Raw genomic sequence first — 23,351 nt, forward strand, 5'->3', positions numbered from 1 at the left:
CCGGGGCCGTGTGGTGCGGGCGTCGGTCAGCGGCCCGAGCAGGTGATGCTCTGCGGCGCGCCGGCGTTGCCGTTGGCGGTGAAGCCGAAGGTCGTCTTGCCTCCGGCCGAGAGCGAGCCGTTGTACGCGGCGTTCGTCACCGTCACCGTCGAGCCCGACGTGGTCGACGTGGCGTTCCAGACCTGGTTGATGGACTGGCCACTGGCCAGGTTCAGGGTCGTCGTCCAGCCGGAGTAGGCCGAGGAGCTGTTGTTCGCGACCTCGACCTCACCCTGGAAACCGCCACCCCAGGTGCTGACCACCTTGAACGTCGCCACGCAGCCACCGGCCGGCGGCGGCGTGGTCGGGTTCGGCGGGGGAGTGGTCGGGTTCGGCGGCGGGGTGGTCGGGTTCGGCGGCGGGGTGGTCGGGTTCGGCGGCGGCGTGGTCGGGTTGGTGCCACCCGGGCCGATGCCGGTGACCTGGCCGTTGCCACCGTCGAAGGTCACGTCCGAGCAGCCGAAGAAGTTCTCCTGGCTGTCCGAGCGCACCCAGCGGGAGTAGATGATGTGCCGACCGCTCTTGTTCGTGGGCAGCCGACCGTTGAAGTAGTAGTGCCCCTCGTTGGTGCCGACCGCGCCGCGCTGCGGCGGGTTGGTCACGGTGAGGAACGGCTCCTCCAGGTCGCTCCAGGCGAGCGGCCGGGTGGGGCTCCAACTGTCCTTGGTCACGTAGAAGTAGAACGTGCCCGGGTGGTGCGCCCAGTTGGAGTAGTTGAACTCCATGGTCGCGCCGGCGGTGAGGTGGGTCAGCGGCCAGTCGGTGCGCGCCAGGTCGTAGCCGGCGAAGCCGGTGGCGCCGCCGCTGCACAGCTTGCCGTCCGGGACGAACCCGGTGGTCCGGCCACCGGCGTCCGAACGCAGCACGCTGAACCAGTTGTAGAGCGAGTTGGTGCCGCTCTGCGCGACCGCCGCGGAGCAGGCCGGGTTGTTCGGCCTGATCTCGCCGGTCTGGCTGAGGCCGTCCTTCCAGCACAGGTAGGTCCGGCTGCCCGGCTTCATCGCCGCGCCGTGCGCGGCGGCCGGGTCCGGCCGCAGCGCCACGGAGAAGGCCGTGGCGGCGGCGAGGGTGGCGACCGCGGCGAAGACCGCAGCCGTACGGGAACGTGACACTGGTTCTCCTGACCCGCCGGGCGGGCGAGATGCCGACCCGGCTTTACGAGCGGGCCCCGCAGCGGGGACCTCGCAGAGTGGTACGGGGTCGCGGTGCCGCACGCTCGGCAATGAAAAGGCCGGGCAGGTGCGCACCACCGTCCGGTCCGTCTCAGACGGACCGGAACGCTCACGCGACTCAGGCTCCCGGCACAGACGGCGCGTCAGCCCCCACGCCGTCCGGTATGCGACATCCCATCACGTTCCCGGCTCGTTCGCAATAGCCCACGGTCGATGACCTTCAGAAAACCGATCGCGACGACCCGGCCGGACCGCCCCGGTTGTGCCAGCCTGGTACGCACGGCCGGGGTGGTCCCGGCGGGCGGACGAGAGGATCGGGCGGATCATGGGTTACGCGGTGGTGCTCGGTGAGGCGCTTGTCGACCTGCTGGAGGCCGAGCACGACGGCGAGCCGGTCTACCGGGCGGCGGTCGGCGGCGGGCCGCTCAACGTCGCGGTCGGCGTGGCCCGGCTCGGCGGAGCCGTCCAGTTCGTCGGCTCGCTCGGCGACGACGTGCTGGCCGACCGGATCCGCCGACTGCTCACCGACACCGGCGTCGGGGTCGCCGGCGTGGTCACCGTGCCCGCGCCCACCGCGCTCGCGGTGGCGACCTTCGCCGGCGCGGAACCTGACTTCCGCTTCTACGGCGAGCCGCCGTCCTGGGCCCAGCTGGCCGCCGACGACCTCGACGTGGCGCTGGTCGAGGGCGCGGAGGTGCTCTACTGCGGCTCGATCGTGCTGCTCCGGTCGACGAGTCTGGCCGCCGCCCGTCGGGCCTGGACGCGCGCCACCGGGCTGCGGGTCTTCGACCCGAACGTGCGTCCCCGGCTGCTCACCGGGCCGGGCGCGCTGGCCGGGGCGCGCGACACCACCGCCGAGTTCGCCGCCGGCGCGCACCTGGTCAAGCTCAGCGCGGCCGACGCCGAGCTGCTCTACCCCGGCGAACCCGTCGAGCGGGTCGCGGCGCGCCTACGGGAGCGGGGCGCCGAGGCCGTCGTGGTCACCCTCGGCAAGGACGGCGCGCTGGTCGCGGCCGGCGCCGACCCGGTGACGGTGCCCGCCCCCGTGGTACGGGCGGTCGACGCCACCGGCGCCGGCGACTCGGTGATGGCGGCGCTCGTCGCCGAGCTGCTGGCCCACGGCCTCCCCACCGACCAGGCCGGCTGGGTCGACCGGGTCACCTTCGCGCTCCGGGTGGCCGGCCTGGTCTGCGAGTCACCCGGCGGCGCGCTGGCCATGCCCACCCGCGCCGACGTCGCCCGCCGCTTCGCCCACTGATCCGCCACTGCGCGCGAGCCGGCCCGCCCCTTCAGGCTTCAGGCTTCCGACTTCCGTCGAGGTCCCGCCAGAGGCCGCGCCTCGATCGCACTCGAACACGCTGGGTAACCCGTCGGCCCAGGCCCGCCCACCCTCCCGGAGGCTTTGCTCTGCGCCCATGACCGCACCGCTCACTCTCCGCTACCGGTGCGGTCGCGGGTGCAGAGCAAAGCCTCGTGTGGGATGTGGGTGGAGCTGAGGGCAGGAGGCGGAAAGTGCCTGCCTGGTGGGGTGTTGGCCAGGCTGGTGGGGAAGGTGAGCGCGACGCCGTCCGAGGCGGTGGCCACCTGGCGTGAGGGTGGTGGTCGTAAGGCTCGACGTGTGCGCGTAGCGCCGGCGTGGTCGGCGGCCGGCGGGTCAGGCGGTGCCGTCGAGCTCGGCGTAGCCGCGCCGGGCGGCGACCAGCGCGGCCCGTGCCCCGAACGGCGCCTCGGCGGCCACCCGCTCCGGCGGCGCGCCGCCGGTGTGCCCGGCCCGGATCAGCCAGGCCAGGTCGGCGAGCTGCCCGTGCTGGGCCCGGACGAAGTCGACGTCCACCAGGTCGCCGTGGCCCGGCACGACCGTCGTCGAGGCGGTGACGAGCCGCAGCAGCCCGGCCACCGCCTCCGGCCACTGCAACGGGTACGACTCCTCGAACGCCGGTGGGCCGCTCTGCTCGACCAGGTCCCCGACCACCAGGACGTCCGCGTCCGGCACCTGCACCACGAGGTCGCCGGCGCTGTGTCCGCGCCCGGGGTGACGCAGCAGGACCGGCCGCCCGCCCACGTGCAGCGTCGTCTCGGTGTGCACCTCGTCCGTCGGGGCCAGCAGCGGGGCGTCGGCCAGCTCGTCGGCCAGGCCGGGCCGCTCGGCGCGCATCTCCTCGTACGCCAGGCGGCGCAGCTCGTCCGGACGGTCGCGCAGCCACCGGGCGGTCTCCGGGTGCGCGTACACCGGGCGGGCCGGGTCGGCGGCCAGGACCGCGTTGCCGAAGCAGTGGTCGAAGTGGTGGTGCGTGTTCACCACGGTCAACGGATGCGGCGTCACCGCCCGGACGGCGGCGGCCAGCTCCCGCGCCTGGGCGACGGTGGAGAGAGTGTCCACCAGCAGCGCCGCCCCGTCGGCGACGACCAGGGTGACGTTGACGTCGAGCAGGGGCTCCCGCAGCACGTGCACCCGGTCCGCGACCTCGACGAAACCGCCCAGCCCGCCGGCCCGCCCGGTCACGCCGACCCGGCCGGTCGCGACGCCCCGACCGCGCGTTCGACGAAGCGTTGCCGGTCGAGCAGCACCCGCTCCACCCGTCCCTCGGCGACCGTCGCGTCGCCGTCGGTGACCCCGACCGTGAAGACCAGCCGCCGACCGTCCACCTCGTCCACCCGGGCCTCGGCCACCACCACCCGTCCCACCGGGGTCGGCGCGAGGTGCGCCAGCTCCACCCGGACGCCGACCGTCGTCGACCCGGGTGGCAGCCGTCGCGCGGTGGCCGCGACGGTGGCCGCCTCGGCCAGCGCGAGGACCCGGGGGGTGCCCAGCACCGGTACGTCACCGGAGCCCACGGCCTGGGCGGTGTCCGCGTCGGTGACGGTGAGCTCGACCCGGGCGGTCAGGCCCGGCGTGACGGTCTGGTCCGGCATGGCGACAGCCTACGCCGACCGCCGGGACACCGGTCGCGTTCGTCGATGCGACGCCCGCCGTTAACCTGAACGGTGATGGTCGCTGTCACTGATCCCCAGCCCCCTGCTCCGTCCGGCCCGCCCGGGACGTCCGCCGGCGGACGCCGCCGGGTGGTCGCCATGTCGATCTGGAGCGCCCTGTTCGTCGCCGGTTGGTTGACGATCGGCCTGCCCACAGACCCGGCGTACGCCTTCGTCTGGATCTGGTCCGGCGTCATCGCCTGGAACTGGGGCCGTCCATGGCGCAGCCACCTGGCGTTCGCCCGCGACTGGCTGCCGGTGGTGGTGCTGCTCGCCGCGTACAACCTCTCCCGGGGGTTCGCCGACAACGGCGCGACCCCGTACTCCTACGACCTGATCGTGGCCGACCGGTTCCTGGTCGGTTGGGCGACCGGGGGCGAGGTGCCGACCATCTGGTTGCAGGAGCGGCTCTACCGGGCGCAGGTGCGGTGGTGGGACGTGGCGGTGGCCTGGGTCTACTTCTCGCACTTCGTGGTCACCCTGGCGGCGGCCGTGGTGCTGTGGATGCGGGACCGGGCCCGCTGGGGCCGGTACATGCGGCGGTGGGGTTTCCTCTGCGCCGCCGGCCTGGCCACCTACTTCCTCTACCCGGCCGCCCCACCGTGGTGGGCGGCGCAGAACGGCCTGCTCGGGGAGGTCGCCCGGATCTCCACCCGGGGGTGGAAGGAGTTCGGCATGCACGGCGCGGGCAACATGCTCAACGCCGGGCAGATCGCGTCGAACCCGGTGGCGGCGATGCCGTCCCTGCACACCGCGTGGGCGCTGTTCGTGGTGCTGTTCTTCCTCACCTCGACCCGCCGCCGCTGGTGGCCACTGTTGCTGTCGTACCCGCTGGCGATGACGTTCACCCTGGTCTACTCCGGTGAGCACTACATCATCGACGTGCTGGTCGGCTGGGCGTACGTGGGACTGACCTTCCTGGTGGTCGGGTTGGCCGAGCGGGGGTGGGCGGCCCACCGGGCCCGCCGCGCCCCGGCGTCGCCGTCCGACGCCGCCCCGGCCGGGCCACCCGACGACACCGTCGGGCCGTCGGACACCAAGTCGTCGGACACCGAGCCGGCAGCCGACGGGCCGACGTCGACCCCGACGGAACCGCCGTCCGTACCGGCCAGCCGCTGAGCCGGTCTCCGCGCTGAGCCGTTCAGCCGGACCGGCCAGCCGGCGCTGCGCTGATCAGCCGGCCGGGCGGTCAGCCGGTCAGTCGGGCGGCCCGGGAGCGGGCGGTCAGCTCGGCCGCCAGCTCCCACGCCTCGGTCACGTCCCGGTGCAGCGCCGCCGCGCCGGCGCCACCGGCGGTGTCGGCGTGCACCGTCGCCAGCCGCAGCCGCCGCTGCACCGGGCCCTGCACCACCCGCACGCTCTGGATCCGGGCGTACGGCACCATGGCGACCTGCCGGGTGACCAGACCGGACCGGACGGCGAAGACCTGCTCGGCGAGGCCCGCGCCGAGCCTGCGGACGCTCAGCGGGCGCAGCCAGCGGGCCCGGTCCGGCGGCGCGGTCAACGGCAGCGCGTCGAGGTGTACGCCCGGCAGCACCTCGGCGACTACCAGCCCGCCGGTGGCGGGGTCGCCGACGGGCAGCAGGCGGTCCGGCCGGTTGCGGTCGTCCAGTTCCCCGGCGGAGTAACCGGCGACCTCCAGCCGCAGCCGCAGCCAGCCCTTGGCCCGCCACAGCAGTGGCCAGGTCACCCCGATGGCCTGTACCCGGTTCAGCGGGACGGTCTGCGCGCGGGTCTCCAGCAGGCCGTGGTGGACCCGCAGGGTGCCGTCGTCACGGTGCAGCCGGAAGTTCCAGTCGTCGAGCACCCGGCGGATCGGTTGCAGCAGCACCCCGGCCATCGCGGTGAGCGTGCTGGCGACGGCGATGAACGACCAGGATCCCTCGGAGAGGAACTGCCCGGCCACGAAGACCAGACCCACCGGCAGCATGAACGCCTGTGGCGTGAGCAACTGGCTGACCAGCAGGTCCTGGTTGCGTACGGCGTGCAGCGGCCGGCCGCTCGGCGCGGCGGTGACGTCGGGGACGGCGTCGGCCTGCGCTGTGGTGTCCGTACCGGTCGGCTCGGGCGTCCGGCGGGGCGGGCGTCCGGCGAGGTCGAGGAGGCGACCGCGCAGCGCCTGGGCGTCGGCGACGCTCAGGAACGCCAGCGGGGCCTCGGTCTTGCCGCCGCCGACGACCTCCAGCCGCAGCTCGGCCAGGCCGGTGAGCTGGGCGAGCAGGGGCCGGACCACTTCCACCGCCTGCAACCGTTCCAGCGGGATGGCCCGGGTCCGCCGCCACAGCAGCCCTTCGTGCACCCGCAGCTCCCGGCCGACCACGTGGTAGCCGGTCTGGTACCAACTGACCACCGAGAGCACCGTGGCGCCGAGGGCGAGCAGCACGACCATGATCGCGAACGTGCCGAGACCGACCCGGGACAGCGTCGACCAGGAGAGCCCGGCGATCACCACCACCAGTGACTTCGCCCCGTGCAGCACCGGGCTCAGCGGGTGCAGCCGTTGCCGGGGCTCACCCCCCTCGGGACCCGCGCCGACCCCACCGACTCCCGGGTACGGCCCGCCCGCCTCGGGCTGCCCGACCCCCGGGTACGGCCCGGCGGTCGGACCCGGCTCGGGGTACCCGGCGGGCCCGACCGCCGGGTACGGGTCGGGATGGCTGGCTGGTGGGTACGGGGCGGGGTGCGGCGTGCCCGGCTCGGGCCGGGCGGCGGGCGGGCCCTCGGGCCAGCCGGGGCCGCTGGTCACAGCCCCTCCGCGCGGTCTTCGCCGAGGGCGGTGAGGCGGTCCCGCAGCCGGGCCGCCTCGGCCGGCGGCAACCCGGGCACCCGGGCGTCGCTCGCCGCCGCGGCGGTGTGCAACTGCACGGTGGCCAGGTCGAAGGCTCGCTCCAGCGGCCCGGCGGTGACGTCCACGAACTGCATCCGCGAGTACGGCACGATCGACAGTCGGCGGACCAGCAGCCCGTGCCGGACCAGCAGGTCGTCGTCGCGTTCGGCGTACCCCCAGGCGTGCACGGCCCGGACGATCGTCACCACCCGCCAACCGGTCAGCAGCGCGACCAGGCCGAGCCCGAGGCCGAAGAGCCAGTGGCCGCTGAACGCCCAGCCGAGCGCCAGCCCGACGACCAGCACGGCGACGCCGATCGCCAGCCGGATCAGCTCCACCCAGATCAGGTCGGAGGAGACCCGCTGCCACCGCACCGTCTGCGGCCACGGCTCCAGTGGGTCGGCCGGCGCGGGCCCGCCGGTGGTCTCCGGGGTCACCGGTACGCCTCGCTGCGATCAGTCACCAGTCGAGGGTAACGACCGGGGCGCTGGTTCGACCTCCCGGAGAAAGCCCCGTGCGCCGAGAAAGTCGCCGAGCGTGGCGCGGTGCGCGGCGCAGGCCAGCCAGGTCTTGCGTCGGGACGGGTCGTGCAGCCGGGGGTTGTTCCACCGCAGCGCCCAGACCGCCGGGGCCCGGCAGCCGCGCGACGAGCAGACCGGCGGATCGCCGCCGTCGGCGCCGGCAGCGGGAAAAGGCTCGGCAGCGGGGAACGGACCAGCAGCGGGGGAGGGTTCGGTCACCCGGGCCAGTCTAGGTGGCGGCGCGCCGGGGAGATTGAGCGCCGGGCGGCCACGGGGGGAGCCGCCCGGCGACGGCGCAATTCTACACGGGGACACCGGCGTTCGGACACCCCCGGTCCGGCGATTCGGCGTCGACGGCCGGCGTGGCGAGAATCGCCTTCTCGCCCAGTCGGCGCTCAGCCGGGCATGCGAGGCTTGACCGCGTACCCCGTCGCCGACAACCGAGCACGCTGTGGAGGACCGGTGGCCCAGCCGACCACGCCCGACCCGACCGCTACCGACGCCCCGCCTTCGTCAACGAGCACACCGGCGGAGGACGCGACCCTGCTGGAACGGGCGTTGTTCGAGATCAAACGGGTCATCGTCGGGCAGGACCGGATGGTCGAGCGGATGTTCGTCGCGCTGCTCGCCCGGGGGCACTGCCTGCTGGAGGGGGTGCCCGGGGTGGCGAAGACCCTCGCCGTGGAGACCCTCGCCACCGTCGTCGGCGGCACGTTCGCCCGGGTGCAGTTCACTCCCGACCTGGTCCCCGCCGACATCATGGGCACCCGGATCTACCGGCAGTCCAGCGAGAAGTTCGACGTGGAGCTGGGGCCGGTGTTCGTGAACTTCCTGCTCGCCGACGAGATCAACCGGGCCCCGGCCAAGGTGCAGTCGGCGTTGCTGGAGGTGATGAGCGAACGCCAGGTGTCCATCGGCGGCCAGACCCACCGGGTGCCGGACCCGTTCCTGGTGATGGCCACCCAGAACCCGATCGAGCAGGAGGGGGTCTATCCGCTGCCGGAGGCGCAGCGGGACCGTTTCCTCATGAAGATCGTCGTGGGGTACCCGACGGACGCCGAGGAACGCGAGATCGTCTACCGGATGGGGGTCGCCCCGCCCGAGCCGACCCCGGTGTTCGACCCGGCCGACCTGCTCGCCCTGCAACGCAGGGCCGACCAGGTCTTCGTGCACAACGCGCTCGTCGACTACGCGGTCCGGCTGGTGCTGGCCACCCGCGCCCCGGCCGAGCACGGCATGCCCGACGTCGCCCAGCTCATCCAGTACGGCGCGAGCCCACGGGCGTCGCTGGGGCTGGTCCGGGCCACCCGCGCGCTGGCCCTGCTGCGCGGGCGGGACTACGCCCTGCCGCAGGACGTGCAGGACGTCGCCCCGGACATCCTGCGGCACCGGCTGGTGCTCAGCTACGACGCTCTCGCCGACGACGTGCCGGCCGACCACATCGTGCACCGGGTGATGTCGACCATCCCGTTGCCGTCGGTGGCCCCCCGGCAGCAGGTCAGCCCGCACCCCGGCGCGCCGGCGGGGCCCGGCTGGCCCGGGCAGCGGCCGTGACCCCACCGCCGCGCCGGCCGTCCGGCGTCACCACCCCCGGCGCCCGCAGCGAGGCCGTGCTGTCCCGACTCCAGCTCCTGGTCACCCGCAAACTCGACGGGCTGCTCCAGGGCGACTACGCCGGGCTGCTGCCCGGGCCGGGCAGCGAGGCGGGGGAGTCCCGCGAGTACCGTCCCGGCGACGACGTACGCCGGATGGACTGGCCGGTGACGGCGCGGACGACGACGCCGCACGTGCGGCGTACGGTGGCCGACCGGGAGCTGGAGACGTGGCTCGCGGTGGACCTGTCGGCGAGCCTGGACTTCGGCACCGGGCAGTGGCTCAAGCGGGACCTGGTGGTGGCGGCGGTGGCCGCCCTGGCACACCTGACCGTGCGGGGCGGCAACCGGATCGGCGCGGTGGTCGGCACCGGCGAGGTGACCGGGCGCGGCGCGGCCGTCGCCGGTCCGGCGACGCTGCGACTGCCGGCCCGCAGTGGCCGCAAGGAGGCCCAGGCCCTGGTACGCGCGGTCGCCGGCGTGGCCGCCCGGCCCGGACGCAGCGACCTCGGCACGCTGGTGGACGGGCTGAACCGCCCGCCCCGGCGGCGCGGCGTGGCGGTGGTGATCTCCGACTTCCTCGCCCCGCCGCAGCAGTGGGGTCGGCCGGTCCGCAGGCTGCGGGTCCGGCACGACGTGCTGGCGATCGAGGTGGTGGACCCGCGTGAGCTGGAGCTGCCCGACGTGGGCGTGCTGCCGGTGGTGGACCCGGAGACCGGCGAGCTGCACGAGGTGCAGACCGCCGACCCGGGGCTGCGCCGCCGGTACGCCGAGGCCGCCGCCGCCCAGCGCGCCGAGATCGCCCGCGAGTTGCGCGCGGCCGGCGCGGCCCACCTGCGACTGCGTACCGACACCGACTGGCTGCTGGAGATGGTCCGGTTCGTGGCCGCGCAGCGGCACGCCCGGACCCGGGGGACGACTCGATGATCCGTTTGCTGCAACCGTGGTGGCTGTTGACGCTGCTGCCCGTCCTGACGCTGGCCGCGTTCTACGTCTGGCGGCAGCGCCACCGCCGGGCGTACGCGATGCGGTTCACCAACGTGGAGCTGTTGCGTACCCTCGCCCCGAAGGGGCTGGGCTGGCGGCGGCACGTCCCGGCGGTGGCGTTGCTGCTCTGCCTGCTGGCGCTCACCACGGCCACGGCCCGGCCGGCGATCGACACCCGGGAGCCGCTGGAGCGGGCGACGGTGATGCTCGCCATCGACGTGTCGCTGTCGATGCACTCCGACGACGTGCCACCGAACCGGTTGGCGGCCGCCCAGGAGGCGGCCAAGCAGTTCGTCGGTGAGCTGCCGGAGACGTACAACCTGGGTCTGGTGTCGTTCGCCAAGTCGGCGAACGTGCTGGTGCCGCCGACGAAGGACCGGGCGGCGGTGGTGGCCGCCATCGACGGGCTGGTGCTGGCCGAGGCGACCGCGACCGGAGAGGCCGTCTTCACGTGTCTGGAGGCGATCCGGTCGGTGCCGGCCGACGGCGCGGCGGGCATCCCGCCGGCCCGGATCGTGCTGCTCTCCGACGGGTTCCGTACGGCGGGCCGGTCGGTGGAGGAGGCCGCGGCGGCGGCCCAGGCGGCCAACGTGCCGGTCTCCACGATCGCGTTCGGCACGGACACCGGGCAGGTCGACATCGGCGGGCAGGTGCAGCGGGTGCCGGTGGACCGGCTCGCCCTGGCCGACCTGGCCGAGACCACCGAGGGGTACTTCTACGAGGCGGCGTCGGTGACCGAGCTGAAACAGGTCTACCAGGACATGGGCAGCTCGATCGGGTTCCGTACCGAACCCCGCGAGATCACCCAGTGGTACGCGGCGGCGGCCCTGCTGCTGGCCCTCGCGGCGGCCGGCGCGAGTCTCCTGTGGACCTCCCGGATCCTGTGACCCGGCCCGGGCGGGCGGGTGGCGCCGGGCCGCGGCGCGCGCCCGCCGGCCGTCAGTGGGTGGCGCTGGTCAGGACGAACAGGACGGCCACCCAGACGGCGGCGAGGGTGAAGCCCAGCGGGGCGACGTAGCGGCTCATGGACGGCTCCGGTGGCGACGAGGCGGCCGGCGGCGGGAGAGGCCGGACCGGGGGGTGGGACAGGACGCGCACAGGACGTCGTGACCGGGGCTCGACCCGTGCGGCGTCCCGCCGGCACGGCGGGGGTGACCGGCGTCCCGACCGGAGGTCGGCACGGCGGGTCACCGCACGGGGAGCAGGGAGCTGGTCAGCTCACGAACCGAGTCGGGGCTCAGCGGAGCTGACGGACGGCCCGGCCACGACTCGGAGGATCGCTATCTCGCACAGCGATCACCTCCAGCGGTCGGCGGGGCCCGGAACGGGCATCATCGTACACCCGAGTCGGGGGCGTTTCCGGCGGGGTGACGGTGGGTCGTCGCGACGCGCGCCGACGGGGCCGGGTTCGCCCTTACCTGTGGGTAACCCCTAGTCTCCAACCCGTCTGTGCACTCGTTTCTCGCCCGAGGGGGACCCGTGGCCCGTACCGTGCTGGTGACCGGTGGCAACCGGGGGATCGGCCTGGCCATCGCGCAGGCGTTCGCGAAACAGGGCGACCGGGTCGCGGTGACCCACCGCTCCGGCGACGCCCCGGAGGGGCTGTTCGGGGTGCGCTGCGACGTCACCGACTCGGCCTCCGTGGACGCCGCGTTCACCGCCGTCGAGCAGGAGCTGGGGCCGGTCGAGGTGCTGGTCGCCAACGCCGGCATCACCGAGGACACGCTGCTGCTGCGGATGGGCGAGGAGCAGTTCACCCGGGTGCTGGACACCAACCTGACCGGCGCGTTCCGCTGCGCCCAGCGCGCGTCCCGCCGGATGCTCCGCAACAAGTGGGGCCGGATGATCTTCGTCTCCTCGGTGGTCGGCCTCTACGGCGGGCAGGGTCAGGTGAACTACGCGGCCAGCAAGGCCGGCCTGGTCGGCGTGGCCCGGTCGATCACCCGTGAGCTGGCCTCCCGCAACATCACCGCGAACGTCGTCGCGCCGGGCTTCGTCGACACCGACATGACCGCCGGGCTGCCGCAGGAGCGGCGCGAGCAGTACCAGGCGGCGATCCCGGCCAACCGGTTCGCCAGCGCCGAGGAGGTGGCCGGGGTGGTCACCTGGCTCGCCGGCGACTCGGCCGGCTACATCTCCGGCGCCGTCATCCCGGTCGACGGCGGCCTCGGCATGGGCCACTGACACGTCCCGCCCGCCCCGCCCGTCGGTCCGCCGCCCGCCCCGGCCGGCGAGCCGACGCCGACCACCGCACCGAAGCAACGGAGGAACCCCGACATGTCCGGACTGCTGGCCGGTAAGCGGCTGCTGGTCACCGGCGTCATCACCGACGCCTCGATCGCCTTCTCGGTGGCGAAGCTCGCCCAGGAGAACGGCGCGCAGGTCGTCCTCACCGGGTACGGCCGGCTCTCCCTGGTCGAGCGGATCGCCCGGCGGCTGCCGCAGCCGGCTCCGCTGATCGAGCTGGACGTCACCGACGCCGAGCACCTCGCCGGCCTCGCCGACGCCGTCCGTGAGCACGTCGACGGCCTGGACGGGGTGGTGCACTCGATCGGGTTCGCCCCGCAGAGCTGCCTCGGCGGCGGGTTCCTCGACGCGCCCTGGGAGGACGTGGCGACCGCCCTGCACGTCTCCACGTACTCGTACAAGTCGCTGGCCATGGCGGCGCTGCCGCTGATGTCGCCGGGCGGCTCGGTGGTCGGCCTCACCTTCGACGCGACCAAGGCGTGGCCGGTCTACGACTGGATGGGGGTGGCCAAGGCCGGGCTGGAGTCCGCCTCCCGCTACCTGGCGCTGCACCTGGGCCCGAAGGGCATCCGGAGCAACCTGGTGGCCGCCGGGCCGCTGCGCACCATCGCGGCGAAGTCGATCCCCGGGTTCGAGCAGTTCGAGGCGAGCTGGACGGAGCGGGCCCCGCTGGGCTGGAGCCTCACCGACCAGGAGCCGGCCGCCCGGGCCTGCCTGGCGCTGCTCTCCGACTGGTTCCCGGCGACCACCGGCGAGATCGTCCACGTCGACGGCGGCTACCACGCGCTCGGCGCCTGACCCGACGAGATGTGATCTCCGGCCGCCCGGCGGGGGGCGTGGTGGGGACGCCGCCGGCGGCGGGGAACAATGACGTCATGGCGTACGACGCGGTGGTGCTGGTGTCCTTCGGTGGTCCGGAGCGGCCCGAGGACGTGATGCCGTTCCTGACGAACGTGACCCGGGGCCGGGGCGTCCCGCCGGAACGGCTGGCCGAGGTCGCCGAGCACTACCTGCACTTCGGCGGGGTGTCCCCGATCAACCAGCAGTGCCGGGACCTGCTCGCCGCGGTCCGCGCCGACTTCGCCGCCCACGGGCTGGACCTGCCGGTCTACTGGGGCAACCGCAACTGGACCCCGATGCTCGCCGACACCGTCGGGCAGATGCGCGACGACGGCGTACGCCGGGCGTTGGCGTTCGTCACCAGCGCGTACGGCGGGTACTCCTCCTGCCGGCAGTACCAGGAGGACATCGCCTCGGCGCGGGCCGCGGTCGGGCCGGACGCCCCGGTGATCGAGAAGCTCCGCCAGTTCTGGGATCATCCCGGTTTCGTCGAGCCGCACGCCGACGCGGTCCGGGCCGCGCTGGCCCGGCTCGACCCGGCCCGGCGGGAGAGCGCCCGGGTGGTGTTCACCGCGCACTCCGTGCCCACCTCGATGGCCGCCGCCGCCGGTCCGCACGGCGGGCGGTACGAGGCCCAGTTGCGGGAGACCGCCCGGCTGGTGGCCGCCGCGGCGGCCCCCGACGTGCCGTACGACCTGGTGTGGCAGAGCCGGTCCGGGCCGCCGCAGGTGCCCTGGCTGGAGCCGGACGTCAACGACCACCTCGCCGCCCTGGCCGGGGCGGGCGTCACCGGCGTGGTGGTCAGCCCGATCGGGTTCGTCTCCGACCACCTCGAGGTGGTGTGGGATCTGGACACCGAGGCGCTGGCCACCGCCCGGCAGCACGGGCTGGACTTCGTCCGGGCCGCCACTCCGGGCGTCGACCCGCGCTTCGTGTCGATGGTGCGGGAGCTGGTCACCGAGCGGCTCGACCCGGACGCGGCGACGCCGCGCCGGCTCGGCGAGCTGCCCTGGTGGGACACCTGCCCCACGGTGTGCTGTGTGCCGCGCCGCTGACCGCGCCCCGGCCGCCCCGACCGTCGACCCGCGAGACCCTACCTACCCCCGAGGTGACTGATGCACGAGCGGAAACCGGTGTGCAGTTGGCTCACCGACATGGACGGCGTGCTGGTGCACGAGGGTCAGCCGGTGCCCGGCGCGCCGGAGTTCGTCAACCGGCTGCGCGCCTCCGGCAAGCCGTTCCTGGTGCTCACCAACAACTCGATCTACACGCCGCGGGACCTGTGCGCCCGGCTGAACCGGATGGGTTTCCAGGTGCCCGAGCAGGCCATCTGGACGGCCGCGTTGGCCACCGCGCAGTTCCTGGGCGACCAGCGGCCGGGCGGCACCGCGTACGTCATCGGTGAGGCCGGGCTGACCACGGCCCTGCACGCGGTCGGGTACGTGCTCACCGACTTCGAGCCGGACTACGTGGTGCTGGGGGAGACCCGGACGTACAGCTTCGAGGCGATCACCAAGGCGGTCCGCCTGATCAACGACGGGGCCCGGTTCATCTGCACCAACCCGGACGTCACGGGGCCGTCGGTGGAGGGCGCGCTGCCGGCGGCGGGCTCGGTCGCGGCGATGATCTCCAAGGCGACCGGGGTGGAGCCGTACTTCGTCGGCAAGCCGAACCCGATGATGATGCGTTCGGCGCTGAACACGATCAACGCGCACTCCGAGACCACCGCCATGATCGGTGACCGGATGGACACCGACATCCTCTGCGGCCTGGAGGCGGGGCTGGAGACGATCCTGGTGCTCACCGGGATCAGCACCCGCGCCGAGGCGGACCGCTACCCGTACCGGCCGTCGCGGATCGTCGACTCGGTGGTCGACCTGATCGACGAGCTCTGACCGGCCCCGGGGCCGGTTCGCGGGGCTCCCCGACGGCAGTCCGAACGCCCGGGGCGGCCGGGAGCACCGGGCGTCCGGCCCGGCCTCAGGGGCGCAGCGGGGCGTTGCAGGCGGCGACCAGGGCACGCCGACAGGCGGTGGTCAGCGGGCGCAGCGCCGCGTCGCGCTGCTGGGCTTCGTACCCGTTGACGGCGCCGCCGGGGGCGGCGTGCTCGGCCAGCGCGAGCACCCGGTCCAGCACGGCGGCGCGGGCGAACAGCCGCCGGGAGCGTGGGTCGAAGCCCGGCGGCAGGTCGGTGGAGCCGTCCGGCCGGCGTAGCGCCTCCAGCGCCCCGGCCAGCTCGGGCCGCCACTGGGCGACGTCGAGCCGGGTCAGCGCGGCGGTCGTCTCGGCCAGCGCGGCGGAGAGCTCGGCCTCGGCCTCGGCCGCGCCGGGCAGGGTCAGCGACGCGGCGGGCGCGTTCGCCGGCAGCGGGTAGCACCGCCACAGCACCGTCTCGAAGGTCATCCCGGAGCCGGAGGTGTGCGTCCGCACCTGGGGGATGAGCCCCAGCGCGCCGGCCACCACCGCCTCGCCGGCGAGCAGCGCCGCCCCGGCGAAGTCGCCCGGGCCGGGCAGCCCGCGCGGGTCGCCCGGCGCGGGCAGGACCAGCCGGATCTCGTCCGGGGAGAGCTTGGCCAGGGCGGGCAGGGCGGCGCGCAGCGGGACGTCCGTCCAGGTGCCGGGGGTGTCAGCGACGAGGTGCTCCTCGTCGCCGGCCACGGAGTCGGCGACCTCGTCGAAGGGGACCAGCCCGGCACGCCACGCGCGCGCCCAGGCCACGAACCGGCTCGACCGGCGCGGAGCGAGAGTGACCGCGCCCGTTGCGGGAGACATGCAGAGAAGAGTACGTGCTGAGGGCGGCTCTGTCTCGACCGTCGGCAGGGCCGTACCGCCTGCCCCGGCTTGCCCTTTTCGACCCGGTGCGCGGCTGGGGTCGGGCGGCGCGCCTGCGTGGCCCGTCCTGTTCGGCCGGCTACCGTCACCGCCCATGGGGAGGCGATACGGCGAGGACGTCCTCGCGGGAGACTGGCGGCGGCGGAAGGTGATTCCCGAGGTGGACGCCGAGCCCGACCTGGTGGTCGAGGACGCCGACTCGGGGTTCTGCGGCGCGGTGGTGGGGTTCGAGTCCGGGGCGGTGGTGTTGGAGGACCGGCACGGCCGGCGGCGCAACTTCCCGCTGCTGCCGGCGGCGTTCCTGCTCGACGGCGCGCCGGTGACGCTGCGCCGGCCGACCCGCGCAGCCACGCCCGCGCCCCGCCGACGCACCGCGTCCGGTTCGATCGCCGTGGACGGGGTACGCGCCCAGGTGGCGAAGGCCAGCCGGATCTGGGTGGAGGGGGTGCACGACGCCGCGCTGGTGGAGCGGATCTGGGGCGACGACCTGCGGATCGAGGGCGTGGTGGTGGAGCCGTTGGACGGCATCGACGCCCTGGACGCCGAGGTGCGCGGGTTCGCGCCCGGCCCGACCCGGCGGCTCGGGGTGCTCGTCGACCATCTGGTGCCGGGCTCCAAGGAGAGCCGGATCGTGGCCCGGGTCGACTCGCCGTACGTGCTGGTCACCGGGCATCCGTACGTGGACGTCTGGCAGGCGGTGAAGCCGGCCGCCGTGGGCATCCCGGCATGGCCGGTGGTGCCGCCGGGCCGCCCCTGGAAGGAAGGCGTGTGCGCCGCCCTCGGGGTGGCCGACCCGGCGGACCTGTGGCGCCGGATCCTGTCCCGGGTGGACAGCTTCGCCGACGTGGAGACCCCGCTGATCAACGCGATGGAACGGCTGATCGACTTCGTGACCGAGCCGTCCTGACGGGCGCTCTGCCGCCGCCGGGGAGTCGCGGGCGCGGGTCGCCTCAGGGGGCGCGGTGGTGGACGAAGGTGGCGATGTCCAGGGCGGTCGGGCGGCCGGCGTCGTCGCGCAGCACGGTGAGCGTCTCCCCGTCGTTCCAGCCGGAGCGGCCCCGCCACCGGTCCGGCCCCTCGGGGGCGAAGCGGACCCGCCGTTCGCCGTACTGGTGCGCCACCAGCTCACCTGCGTCGGCGTCCCAGGTGACGTCGACCGGGTGGCCCATCCACCACCAGCGGCCGGTCAGCGCGGCGGCGTTGGCCGGGGGCGGGCCGGTGGCCGGCAGCCAGGGGCGCGGCGGGGCCGGCTCGGCGTCCAGCACGGTGCTGAGGGCCTGCTGGCCGAGCGCGCCGATGGAGCCGGTCCGGAAGCCGTACGCGTTGGCGAAGCCGACCACGGCGGCGCGGTCGGGCCGGTGCGTGACCAGGGTGGCGACGTACCCGGGCATCGAGCCGCCGTGGCCCACGTACACCCGGTCGCCCTGCCGGTACAGCTCCAGCCCGAGGCCGTGCCCGCCGCGCCAGGAGTCCAGGTCGCTGATCACCACGGGCGCGCACATCTCGGTGAGGCTGGCCGGGGCGAGCACCGTCGGGTCGGGGTCGGCGAGGAACGCCGCCCAGGTGGCCAGGTCGGTGACGGTGGCCCAGAGCTGCCCGGCCGGGGCCATCGCCCCGGTGTCGGTACGGGGCTCCTCGTGGAGGGTGTCGTGCCAGGGGTGCACCACGTAGCCCCGGGCGTACGGTTCGGTGGCCTGGTAGGTGGTGCGGCGCATGCCGAGCGGGTCGAGGATCCGGTCCCGTAGCAGCGCGTACCAGGGTGTGCCGGTGAGCCGTTCCAGCGCCCCGCCGAGCAGCCCGTACGCCAGGTTCGAGTAGTGGTAGCCCCGGTACGGCGGGTACGCGACCTTGCTCCCGGTGGCCCCGGCCAGCAGGGTCGTCAGGTCGCCGCCCTCGGCGCGTTCCCACCAGTCGCCGTCCGGCTCGCGTTGCAGGCCGCTGGCGTGGCCGAGGAGCTGCCGCAGGGTGAGCGCGCCGAGCGGGGTGCCGGGCAGGTGCCGGTCGAGGGGGTCGGCCAGGTCGAGCCGGCCGGCGTCGCGGAGCTGCATGACCAGCACGGCGGTCATGGTCTTGCTGATCGACCCGAGCCGGTACTGGAGGTCGGCGTGCGGGCGTGGGCGCTCCCCGGCGGCGGCCAGGTGGGCCAGCGCGCCGTCGCGGACCACGCCGAGGACCAGGGACGGGGCCCGGCCGGTGACCTGGGTCCCGGCGACGAGGTCGTCGACCCGGCGGGTGGTCTCCGGCAGCAGCGGGCGGCCGGTCCGTTCCGACGGTGGGGTCATGGCGCTCCTCGGGCGGTGGGACGACGGGTCGGACCGACCCTACTGAGGTCCGTCCGACCGGCCCACCGGATTCCGCCGCCCGCCTCGGTGATCTTGAGAAGTGGGCCAACGTGCGCAGACGTGCCAGTATCGAATGGTGGACGCGGTGTTCTGGATCGTTCTGGGTGTGGTGTTGGCGGTCGCCGAGATCTTCACGGCGACGCTGTTCCTGATCATGTTCGCGGTCGGCGCGTTCGCCGCGGCGGGCGCGGCGGCGCTGGGCGCGCCGGTGGCGATCCAGGCGGTGGTCTTCGCCGGCGTCTCGGCGTTGACGGTGCTGGCGGCGCGGCCGACCATCCAGCGGCACCGGCGCTCCGCGGTGGAGACCGGTGACCAACCCTTCGGGGTGGAGGCGTTGGAGGGCACGACCGCGCTGGTTCTGGAGCAGGTCGACGCCGACCATGGCATGGTCAAGATCGACGGCGAGTTGTGGTCGGCCCGGTCGTACGACGCCACCCAGGTGTTCGCGCCGGGGCAGCGGGTTCAGGTGATCCAGGTCCGGGGAGCGACCGCCCTGGTCTGGCAGGACGACATATCCTCGGGGGAGCTCCCCGAAGCGAAGGGGTGAGCGTTATGGAACTGGCCATCGCGGTGCTGCTCGGCGCCGTGGCCCTGATCGTGGTGATCGCCCTGGCGAAGGCGGTGCGGATCGTGCCGCAGCAGCGCCAGGACGTCGTGGAACGGCTCGGCCGGTACAAGCGCACCCTGAATCCGGGGCTCAACCTGCTCGTGCCTTTCGTCGACGCGGTCCGCACCAAGGTCGACATGCGGGAGCAGGTGGTCAGTTTCCCGCCGCAGCCGGTGATCACCTCGGACAACCTGGTCGTCTCGATCGACACGGTGCTCTACTTCAAGGTGGTCGACTCGGTCCGGGCCACGTACGAGATCTCGAACTTCCTCCAGGCGATCGAGCAGCTCACCGTCACCACGCTGCGGAACGTGATCGGCTCGCTGGACCTGGAGCGGGCGCTGACCAGCCGGGAGGAGATCAACCGGCACCTCTCCGGCGTGCTGGACGAGACCACCGGCCGGTGGGGCATCAAGGTCACCCGGGTGGAGATCAAGGCGATCGAGCCGCCGCCGAGCATCCGCGACTCGATGGAGAAGCAGATGCGCGCCGAGCGGGACCGCCGGGCGGCGATCCTCAACGCCGAGGGGCACAAGCAGTCGCAGATCCTGACCGCCGAGGGTGAGAAGCAGGCCGCGGTGCTGCGGGCCGACGGTGACCGGCAGGCCCGCATCCTCCAGGCCGAGGGTCAGGCGAAGGCGATCCGGACGGTCTTCGACGCCATCCACACCGCGAACCCGAGCCAGAAGGTGCTGGCCTACCAGTACCTCCAGGCCCTGCCGCAGATCGCCAACGGCACCGCCAACAAGGTCTGGATCGTCCCGGCGGAGCTGACCAAGGCCCTGGAGGGGATGGGCGGCGCGCTCGGCGGGCTGAGCCAGATGGTCGGGGACGCCCCGTCGCCGGAGGCGTCCGACGGGGCCAGTGACGTCGAGCGGGAGGCCGCCGAGGCCGCGCAGGCCGCGGCGGAGGCCGCCCAGCAGATCCACGACGAGGTACGCGTCGCCGAGGCGCAGGCCACCGGTGGGCGCAGCCCGCAGGGGCTGCCCGCGCCGGAGCCGGTCTCGCCGGCCAGCCTGCTCCAGGACCCGGCCGACCAGCGCGAACGAGCCTGATTCCCGGGTAAGCCGGGCAAAAAGCGAATAACCCTCATACGGCGTTCCGTCGCCTGCCACGATCGGGTCGAGGCCCGATGGTGACCAGGCGCCGGGACGCCGTACGCGTCCCGCCCGCGACACAGCGAGGTGACGCATGAACGACGCGACACGACCGCCAGCCGACCGGACGGTGACGCCGGGAGCGCACGACCCGCTCGGACCGCTCGGCAGCCGCCGTACCGGTGGCGGGTTCGGCGTGCTCCCCTTCGTCGTCGAACCGCCCGCGAGCGGCCCGGCCACCGACGCCACCTGGGCCTGGTCGCTGCGCCGCTTCGCCCGGGGGGCGGTGTGGCTGCTGCCGGCGTACGCGATCCTCACCGGCGTGGTGGCCCTGGCCAGCGACGGCGGCGTCGGCAACGACCCTTACCCGGCCGACGGCCGGCCCCTGTACCTGGTCGGCTGGGTGGCGTCGATCTGGCTCGGCCTGCTCGCCCTGCTGGCCCTGGCCGGGCTGCTGGTGACCACCCGCAGCCGCCGGTCGGCGGTGGCCGGGCTGCTGGTCAGCCTCGCCGGCACGGTGCTGCTGCTGCCGTTCACCGGGCTGGCCGAGCAGACCCCGGTCTTCGGGGCCACCGCGCGCAGCCTGGTCCTGGTCGGGGCCACCTGCTACAGCGCCGGCTGGGCGCTGACCGGCTGGGCGGTCGCCCGGTCCGGCGTGTTCAGCATCGGTGACGGCGGCATGCTGATGATCGCCGCGCCGCTGCTCGGCGTCGGCGGCGCGTTGATCGGCTCGATGCAGACCTTCGGCGCGATGTTCGCCCTGGTCGCCGGGTTCGGCATCGCCTACCGGGCGGGCCGCCTGGTGCCGAAGCAGATCGCCCGGGACGCCGCCGCGGCGAGCCTGGCCACCCCCGCGCCCCCGGCGGCCCCCCGATGACCAGCCGGCCAACCGGACGAACGACGCCGCAACCACCACGACGGGACGATCGGACCCGCGCGACCTGGCAGCTCGCAGTGAGTTTCCTGGCAGCACGCCCGGCAGAGTGGGCAGGACGGGCAATTGCGCGCCAATCTGGGCGGATGGGTGAACGTGGTGTGGGCAGGCGGCTGGGCGCCGTGGTCGTCTGCGGCCTGCTCGCGGGGCTGGTCGTGGCCGCCGTGGCGCTGCCGGGCAACCTGGTCCTCGGGATGACGGTCAAGGCGGCCGGCGACGCGTGGCACCGCCTCCCGGCGGAGCTGCGCACCCCGGCCACCGCCCAGCGCACCACCGTCTACGCCAACGACGGTCGGACGCTGCTGACCAGCTTCTACGACCTGAACCGGCGGGAGGTGCCGCTGACCGAGGTGGCCCCGGCGATGCGGCAGGCGATCGTGGCCGCCGAGGACCGGCGGTTCTACTCGCACGGCGGGGTGGACCTGCGCGGCGTGGCCCGCGCCCTGGTCAGCAACGTCACCGACGGCACCAGCCAGGGCGCGTCCACGCTGACCATGCAGTACGTGCGCAACGTCCTCAAGACCGACCCGGAGCGCACCGCCGAACAGCGGGCCAGCGCCACCGAGATCAGCGTCGGGCGCAAGCTCCAGGAGGTCCGGTACGCGGCGGCGCTGGAGCAGACCCTCGACAAGGACGAGATCCTCGCCCGCTACCTCAACATCGCCTACTTCGGCTCCGGCGCGTACGGGATCGCGGCGGCCAGCGAACGCTACTTCGGCATCACCCCGACGGAGCTGACCCTCGGCCAGGCCAGCCTGCTGGCCGGGCTGGTGCAGTCGCCGGACGAGTACAGCCCGATCGACGGGGACGCCGACGCGGCGCTGGCCCGCCGCTCGTACGTGCTCGACGCGATGGTGGAGACCGGGGCGATCACCGCCGGGCAGGCCGACCAGGCCCGCGCCGAGCGGCTGGCGCTGAACCCGACCCCGCAGCCCAACGGCTGCACCGCCGTCGCCGACGGCCACGCCGACTGGGGCTTCTTCTGCGACTACCTGCGGAGCTGGTGGCTGACCCAGCCGGCCTTCGGCGACACCCCCGAGGAGCGGGAGCAGGCGCTGCGCCGGGGCGGGTACACCGTCGTGACCTCGCTGGACCCGCAGGTCCAAGCGTCCGCGCTGCGCCAGTCGCTGGCGGTGTTCGACCGGAACTCGCCGCGGGCGCTGCCGATCGCGGCGGTCGAGCCGGGCACCGGCCGGGTGCTGGCCATGGCGGTCAACCGCGACTACAGCCTCGCCGCCAACCCGCCGGGCCAGGACAACCGCCCCAACACCGTCAACCAGTTGGTGGCCGGCGGCGGGGCCATCGACGGCTACCAGGCCGGCTCGACGTTCAAGCTGTTCACCATGCTCGCCGCGCTGGAGGCCGGGCTGCCCCTGGCCACCAGCTACGACGCCCCGCCCCGGCTGGTCACCCGCTACCCGGCCGAGGGCTCCACGGCCTCCTGCGGGGGCCGCTGGTGCCCGGCCAACTCCAGCGCCGACATGAGCGGCCCCCGGACCATGTGGGACGGCTTCGGCCGTTCGGTGAACACGTACTTCGTGTGGCTGTCCGAGCGGGTCGGCCCGGCGAAGGTGGTGGAGATGGCCGAGCGCCTCGGCATCACGTTCCGCTCCGACGTCGACCAGCGCCTCGCCGCCACCGATGCCGCCGACTGGGGGGCGTTCACCCTCGGCGTCGCGGCCACCACCCCGCTCGACCTGGCCAACGCGTACGCCACGGTGGCCGCCGAGGGCACGTACTGCCGGCCGCTGCCGGTGGTCTCGGTCACCGGCCCGGACGGCGCGAAGGCCCCGGTCGGCGAGCCGTCCTGCCGGCGGGCGCTCGACGCCGACGTGGCCCGGGCCGCCACCGACGCCGCCCGCTGCCCGGTCGGCCAGCAGTCCGCGTACGCGCGCTGCGGGGGCGGCGGCACGGCCACCGCCGCCGGTCAGCTCCTCGGCGGGCGACCCCTGGCCGGCAAGACGGGCACCTCCGACGACGACGCCGCGAAGTCCTTCGTCGCGTACACCCCGCAGGTGGCGGTCGCCGGGATCGCCGCCAACCCGGACGACCCGGCCGACCGGGTCGGCGTCGCCGCGCAGTCCGGCGTGGTGACCGCGGTGGCCCGGGTGGTGGTCACCGCCACGGCGGGGCAGCCGGTCGTCGCCTTCACCCCGCCGAGCCGGGAGCTGGCCGTCGGCAACACCGTCCAGCCCCGGCCGACGCCGGGCCGCCCCGGCGGCAACCTGGACCTCGGCGACTGGCTCGGCCGGCTCAGCGTCCCACGCTGACCCGACGCCCTACGCCCGAGCAGGGCCCCGGATCCGCCTGGTTGCCGCCGGGCAGGTCCGGGGCCCCTGCC

Annotated in this window: 23 protein-coding genes; 14 read left to right on the forward strand and 9 right to left on the reverse strand. The window is 74.4% G+C overall.

All coding sequences use genetic code 11. The features are described from left to right. Positions 1–26: 26 nt before the first annotated feature. Positions 27–1,151 (reverse strand): lytic polysaccharide monooxygenase, encoded by a 1,125-nt coding sequence (locus O7606_RS02030; protein WP_281597262.1) that lies wholly within the window; start codon positions 1,149–1,151, stop codon positions 27–29. A gap of 385 nt (positions 1,152–1,536) precedes the next feature. Here O7606_RS02030 and O7606_RS02035 point away from each other — a divergent pair, with 385 nt between their 5' ends. After that, positions 1,537–2,469: a carbohydrate kinase gene (locus O7606_RS02035; protein WP_281597263.1), complete on the forward strand. Its 933-nt coding sequence runs from the start codon at positions 1,537–1,539 to the stop codon at positions 2,467–2,469. 396 nt (positions 2,470–2,865) lie between these two features. Here the strand turns inward: O7606_RS02035 and O7606_RS02040 are convergent, their stop codons facing one another. Then, positions 2,866–3,693: an MBL fold metallo-hydrolase gene (locus O7606_RS02040; protein ID WP_281599459.1), complete on the reverse strand. Its 828-nt coding sequence runs from the start codon at positions 3,691–3,693 to the stop codon at positions 2,866–2,868. A gap of 17 nt (positions 3,694–3,710) precedes the next feature. Continuing rightward, entirely contained in the window at positions 3,711–4,124 is a 414-nt protein-coding gene (locus O7606_RS02045; RefSeq protein WP_281597264.1) for a hotdog domain-containing protein, read from the reverse strand. Between the two features lie 75 nt (positions 4,125–4,199). Between O7606_RS02045 and O7606_RS02050 the strand changes: the two genes are divergently transcribed. Then, positions 4,200–5,303, forward strand: a complete 1,104-nt coding sequence (locus tag O7606_RS02050; protein WP_281597265.1) for a phosphatase PAP2 family protein — start codon at positions 4,200–4,202, stop codon at positions 5,301–5,303. A 70-nt stretch (positions 5,304–5,373) separates the two neighbouring features. Here the strand turns inward: O7606_RS02050 and O7606_RS02055 are convergent, their stop codons facing one another. The 3 genes from O7606_RS02055 to O7606_RS02065 all read right to left on the reverse strand — a co-directional run bounded on the left by O7606_RS02055 (position 5,374) and on the right by O7606_RS02065 (position 7,751). Beyond that, positions 5,374–6,681, reverse strand: coding sequence for a PH domain-containing protein (locus tag O7606_RS02055; protein WP_281599460.1), 1,308 nt, complete (start codon positions 6,679–6,681; stop codon positions 5,374–5,376). Positions 6,682–6,926: 245 nt separating this feature from the next. Further along, the gene (locus tag O7606_RS02060) at positions 6,927–7,448 is read right to left on the reverse strand and encodes a PH domain-containing protein (protein WP_281597266.1); all 522 of its coding nucleotides are present in this window, start codon (positions 7,446–7,448) and stop codon (positions 6,927–6,929) included. Positions 7,449–7,466: 18 nt separating this feature from the next. Beyond that, positions 7,467–7,751 (reverse strand): hypothetical protein, encoded by a 285-nt coding sequence (locus O7606_RS02065; RefSeq protein ID WP_281597267.1) that lies wholly within the window; start codon positions 7,749–7,751, stop codon positions 7,467–7,469. 243 nt (positions 7,752–7,994) lie between these two features. Here O7606_RS02065 and O7606_RS02070 point away from each other — a divergent pair, with 243 nt between their 5' ends. Genes O7606_RS02070 through O7606_RS02080 form a run of 3 tightly spaced genes read left to right on the forward strand, consistent with a single transcriptional unit; the run spans position 7,995 to position 10,998 of the window. Beyond that, positions 7,995–9,086 (forward strand): MoxR family ATPase, encoded by a 1,092-nt coding sequence (locus O7606_RS02070; RefSeq protein WP_281597268.1) that lies wholly within the window; start codon positions 7,995–7,997, stop codon positions 9,084–9,086. Beyond that, positions 9,065–10,051, forward strand: coding sequence for a DUF58 domain-containing protein (locus O7606_RS02075; RefSeq protein WP_281599461.1), 987 nt, complete (start codon positions 9,065–9,067; stop codon positions 10,049–10,051). The genes O7606_RS02070 and O7606_RS02075 overlap by 22 nt, the downstream gene beginning before the upstream one ends. Further along, the gene (locus O7606_RS02080) at positions 10,048–10,998 is read left to right on the forward strand and encodes a VWA domain-containing protein (protein ID WP_281597269.1); all 951 of its coding nucleotides are present in this window, start codon (positions 10,048–10,050) and stop codon (positions 10,996–10,998) included. Before O7606_RS02075 ends, O7606_RS02080 begins: the two co-directional genes overlap by 4 nt. A gap of 52 nt (positions 10,999–11,050) precedes the next feature. Here O7606_RS02080 and O7606_RS02085 read toward each other — a convergent pair whose 3' ends face one another. Next, positions 11,051–11,209 (reverse strand): hypothetical protein, encoded by a 159-nt coding sequence (locus O7606_RS02085; protein ID WP_281597270.1) that lies wholly within the window; start codon positions 11,207–11,209, stop codon positions 11,051–11,053. Positions 11,210–11,590: 381 nt separating this feature from the next. Here O7606_RS02085 and fabG point away from each other — a divergent pair, with 381 nt between their 5' ends. The 4 genes from fabG (at position 11,591) to O7606_RS02105 (ending at position 15,093) form a co-directional block, all read left to right on the forward strand. Continuing rightward, a complete protein-coding gene (gene fabG, locus O7606_RS02090; RefSeq protein WP_281597271.1) occupies positions 11,591–12,295 on the forward strand; it encodes a 3-oxoacyl-ACP reductase FabG in 705 nt (234 codons plus the stop codon). A 93-nt stretch (positions 12,296–12,388) separates the two neighbouring features. Continuing rightward, the gene (gene fabI, locus O7606_RS02095) at positions 12,389–13,156 is read left to right on the forward strand and encodes an enoyl-ACP reductase FabI (protein ID WP_281597272.1); all 768 of its coding nucleotides are present in this window, start codon (positions 12,389–12,391) and stop codon (positions 13,154–13,156) included. Positions 13,157–13,233: 77 nt separating this feature from the next. Continuing rightward, positions 13,234–14,253, forward strand: coding sequence for a ferrochelatase (locus O7606_RS02100; RefSeq protein WP_281597273.1), 1,020 nt, complete (start codon positions 13,234–13,236; stop codon positions 14,251–14,253). A gap of 60 nt (positions 14,254–14,313) precedes the next feature. Next, positions 14,314–15,093 (forward strand): HAD-IIA family hydrolase, encoded by a 780-nt coding sequence (locus tag O7606_RS02105; RefSeq protein ID WP_281597274.1) that lies wholly within the window; start codon positions 14,314–14,316, stop codon positions 15,091–15,093. Between the two features lie 85 nt (positions 15,094–15,178). Here O7606_RS02105 and O7606_RS02110 read toward each other — a convergent pair whose 3' ends face one another. Further along, positions 15,179–15,970: a hypothetical protein gene (locus O7606_RS02110; protein ID WP_281597275.1), complete on the reverse strand. Its 792-nt coding sequence runs from the start codon at positions 15,968–15,970 to the stop codon at positions 15,179–15,181. A gap of 154 nt (positions 15,971–16,124) precedes the next feature. Between O7606_RS02110 and O7606_RS02115 the strand changes: the two genes are divergently transcribed. Further along, positions 16,125–16,937, forward strand: a complete 813-nt coding sequence (locus O7606_RS02115; protein ID WP_281597276.1) for a DUF3097 domain-containing protein — start codon at positions 16,125–16,127, stop codon at positions 16,935–16,937. Between the two features lie 43 nt (positions 16,938–16,980). Here O7606_RS02115 and O7606_RS02120 read toward each other — a convergent pair whose 3' ends face one another. Continuing rightward, positions 16,981–18,312, reverse strand: coding sequence for a serine hydrolase domain-containing protein (locus O7606_RS02120; RefSeq protein WP_281597277.1), 1,332 nt, complete (start codon positions 18,310–18,312; stop codon positions 16,981–16,983). A gap of 136 nt (positions 18,313–18,448) precedes the next feature. Between O7606_RS02120 and O7606_RS02125 the strand changes: the two genes are divergently transcribed. The 4 genes from O7606_RS02125 to O7606_RS02140 all read left to right on the forward strand — a co-directional run bounded on the left by O7606_RS02125 (position 18,449) and on the right by O7606_RS02140 (position 23,280). Then, positions 18,449–18,919, forward strand: coding sequence for an NfeD family protein (locus O7606_RS02125; protein WP_281597278.1), 471 nt, complete (start codon positions 18,449–18,451; stop codon positions 18,917–18,919). Positions 18,920–18,924: 5 nt separating this feature from the next. Then, entirely contained in the window at positions 18,925–20,034 is a 1,110-nt protein-coding gene (locus O7606_RS02130; RefSeq protein WP_281597279.1) for an SPFH domain-containing protein, read from the forward strand. A 136-nt stretch (positions 20,035–20,170) separates the two neighbouring features. Continuing rightward, complete coding sequence (locus tag O7606_RS02135) at positions 20,171–20,953, forward strand: hypothetical protein (protein ID WP_281597280.1); 783 nt, start codon at positions 20,171–20,173, stop codon at positions 20,951–20,953. A 143-nt stretch (positions 20,954–21,096) separates the two neighbouring features. Then, positions 21,097–23,280, forward strand: a complete 2,184-nt coding sequence (locus tag O7606_RS02140; RefSeq protein ID WP_281597281.1) for a transglycosylase domain-containing protein — start codon at positions 21,097–21,099, stop codon at positions 23,278–23,280. Positions 23,281–23,351: the final 71 nt, after the last annotated feature.

It is taken from the genome of Micromonospora sp. WMMD882 (genome assembly GCF_027497255.1).
Classification (GTDB): domain Bacteria; phylum Actinomycetota; class Actinomycetes; order Mycobacteriales; family Micromonosporaceae; genus Micromonospora.

Coding starts and splice junctions, on each gene's coding strand:
- O7606_RS02130 (WP_281597279.1), top strand. CDS start 18,925: ATGGAACTGGCCATCGCGGTGCTGCTCGGCGCCGTGGCCCTGATCGTG.
- O7606_RS02045 (WP_281597264.1), bottom strand. CDS start 4,124: ATGCCGGACCAGACCGTCACGCCGGGCCTGACCGCCCGGGTCGAGCTC.
- O7606_RS02080 (WP_281597269.1), top strand. CDS start 10,048: ATGATCCGTTTGCTGCAACCGTGGTGGCTGTTGACGCTGCTGCCCGTC.
- O7606_RS02105 (WP_281597274.1), top strand. CDS start 14,314: ATGCACGAGCGGAAACCGGTGTGCAGTTGGCTCACCGACATGGACGGC.
- O7606_RS02140 (WP_281597281.1), top strand. CDS start 21,097: ATGGGTGAACGTGGTGTGGGCAGGCGGCTGGGCGCCGTGGTCGTCTGC.
- O7606_RS02115 (WP_281597276.1), top strand. CDS start 16,125: ATGGGGAGGCGATACGGCGAGGACGTCCTCGCGGGAGACTGGCGGCGG.
- O7606_RS02035 (WP_281597263.1), top strand. CDS start 1,537: ATGGGTTACGCGGTGGTGCTCGGTGAGGCGCTTGTCGACCTGCTGGAG.
- O7606_RS02120 (WP_281597277.1), bottom strand. CDS start 18,312: ATGACCCCACCGTCGGAACGGACCGGCCGCCCGCTGCTGCCGGAGACC.
- O7606_RS02100 (WP_281597273.1), top strand. CDS start 13,234: ATGGCGTACGACGCGGTGGTGCTGGTGTCCTTCGGTGGTCCGGAGCGG.
- O7606_RS02050 (WP_281597265.1), top strand. CDS start 4,200: ATGGTCGCTGTCACTGATCCCCAGCCCCCTGCTCCGTCCGGCCCGCCC.
- O7606_RS02110 (WP_281597275.1), bottom strand. CDS start 15,970: ATGTCTCCCGCAACGGGCGCGGTCACTCTCGCTCCGCGCCGGTCGAGC.
- fabI (WP_281597272.1), top strand. CDS start 12,389: ATGTCCGGACTGCTGGCCGGTAAGCGGCTGCTGGTCACCGGCGTCATC.
- O7606_RS02135 (WP_281597280.1), top strand. CDS start 20,171: ATGAACGACGCGACACGACCGCCAGCCGACCGGACGGTGACGCCGGGA.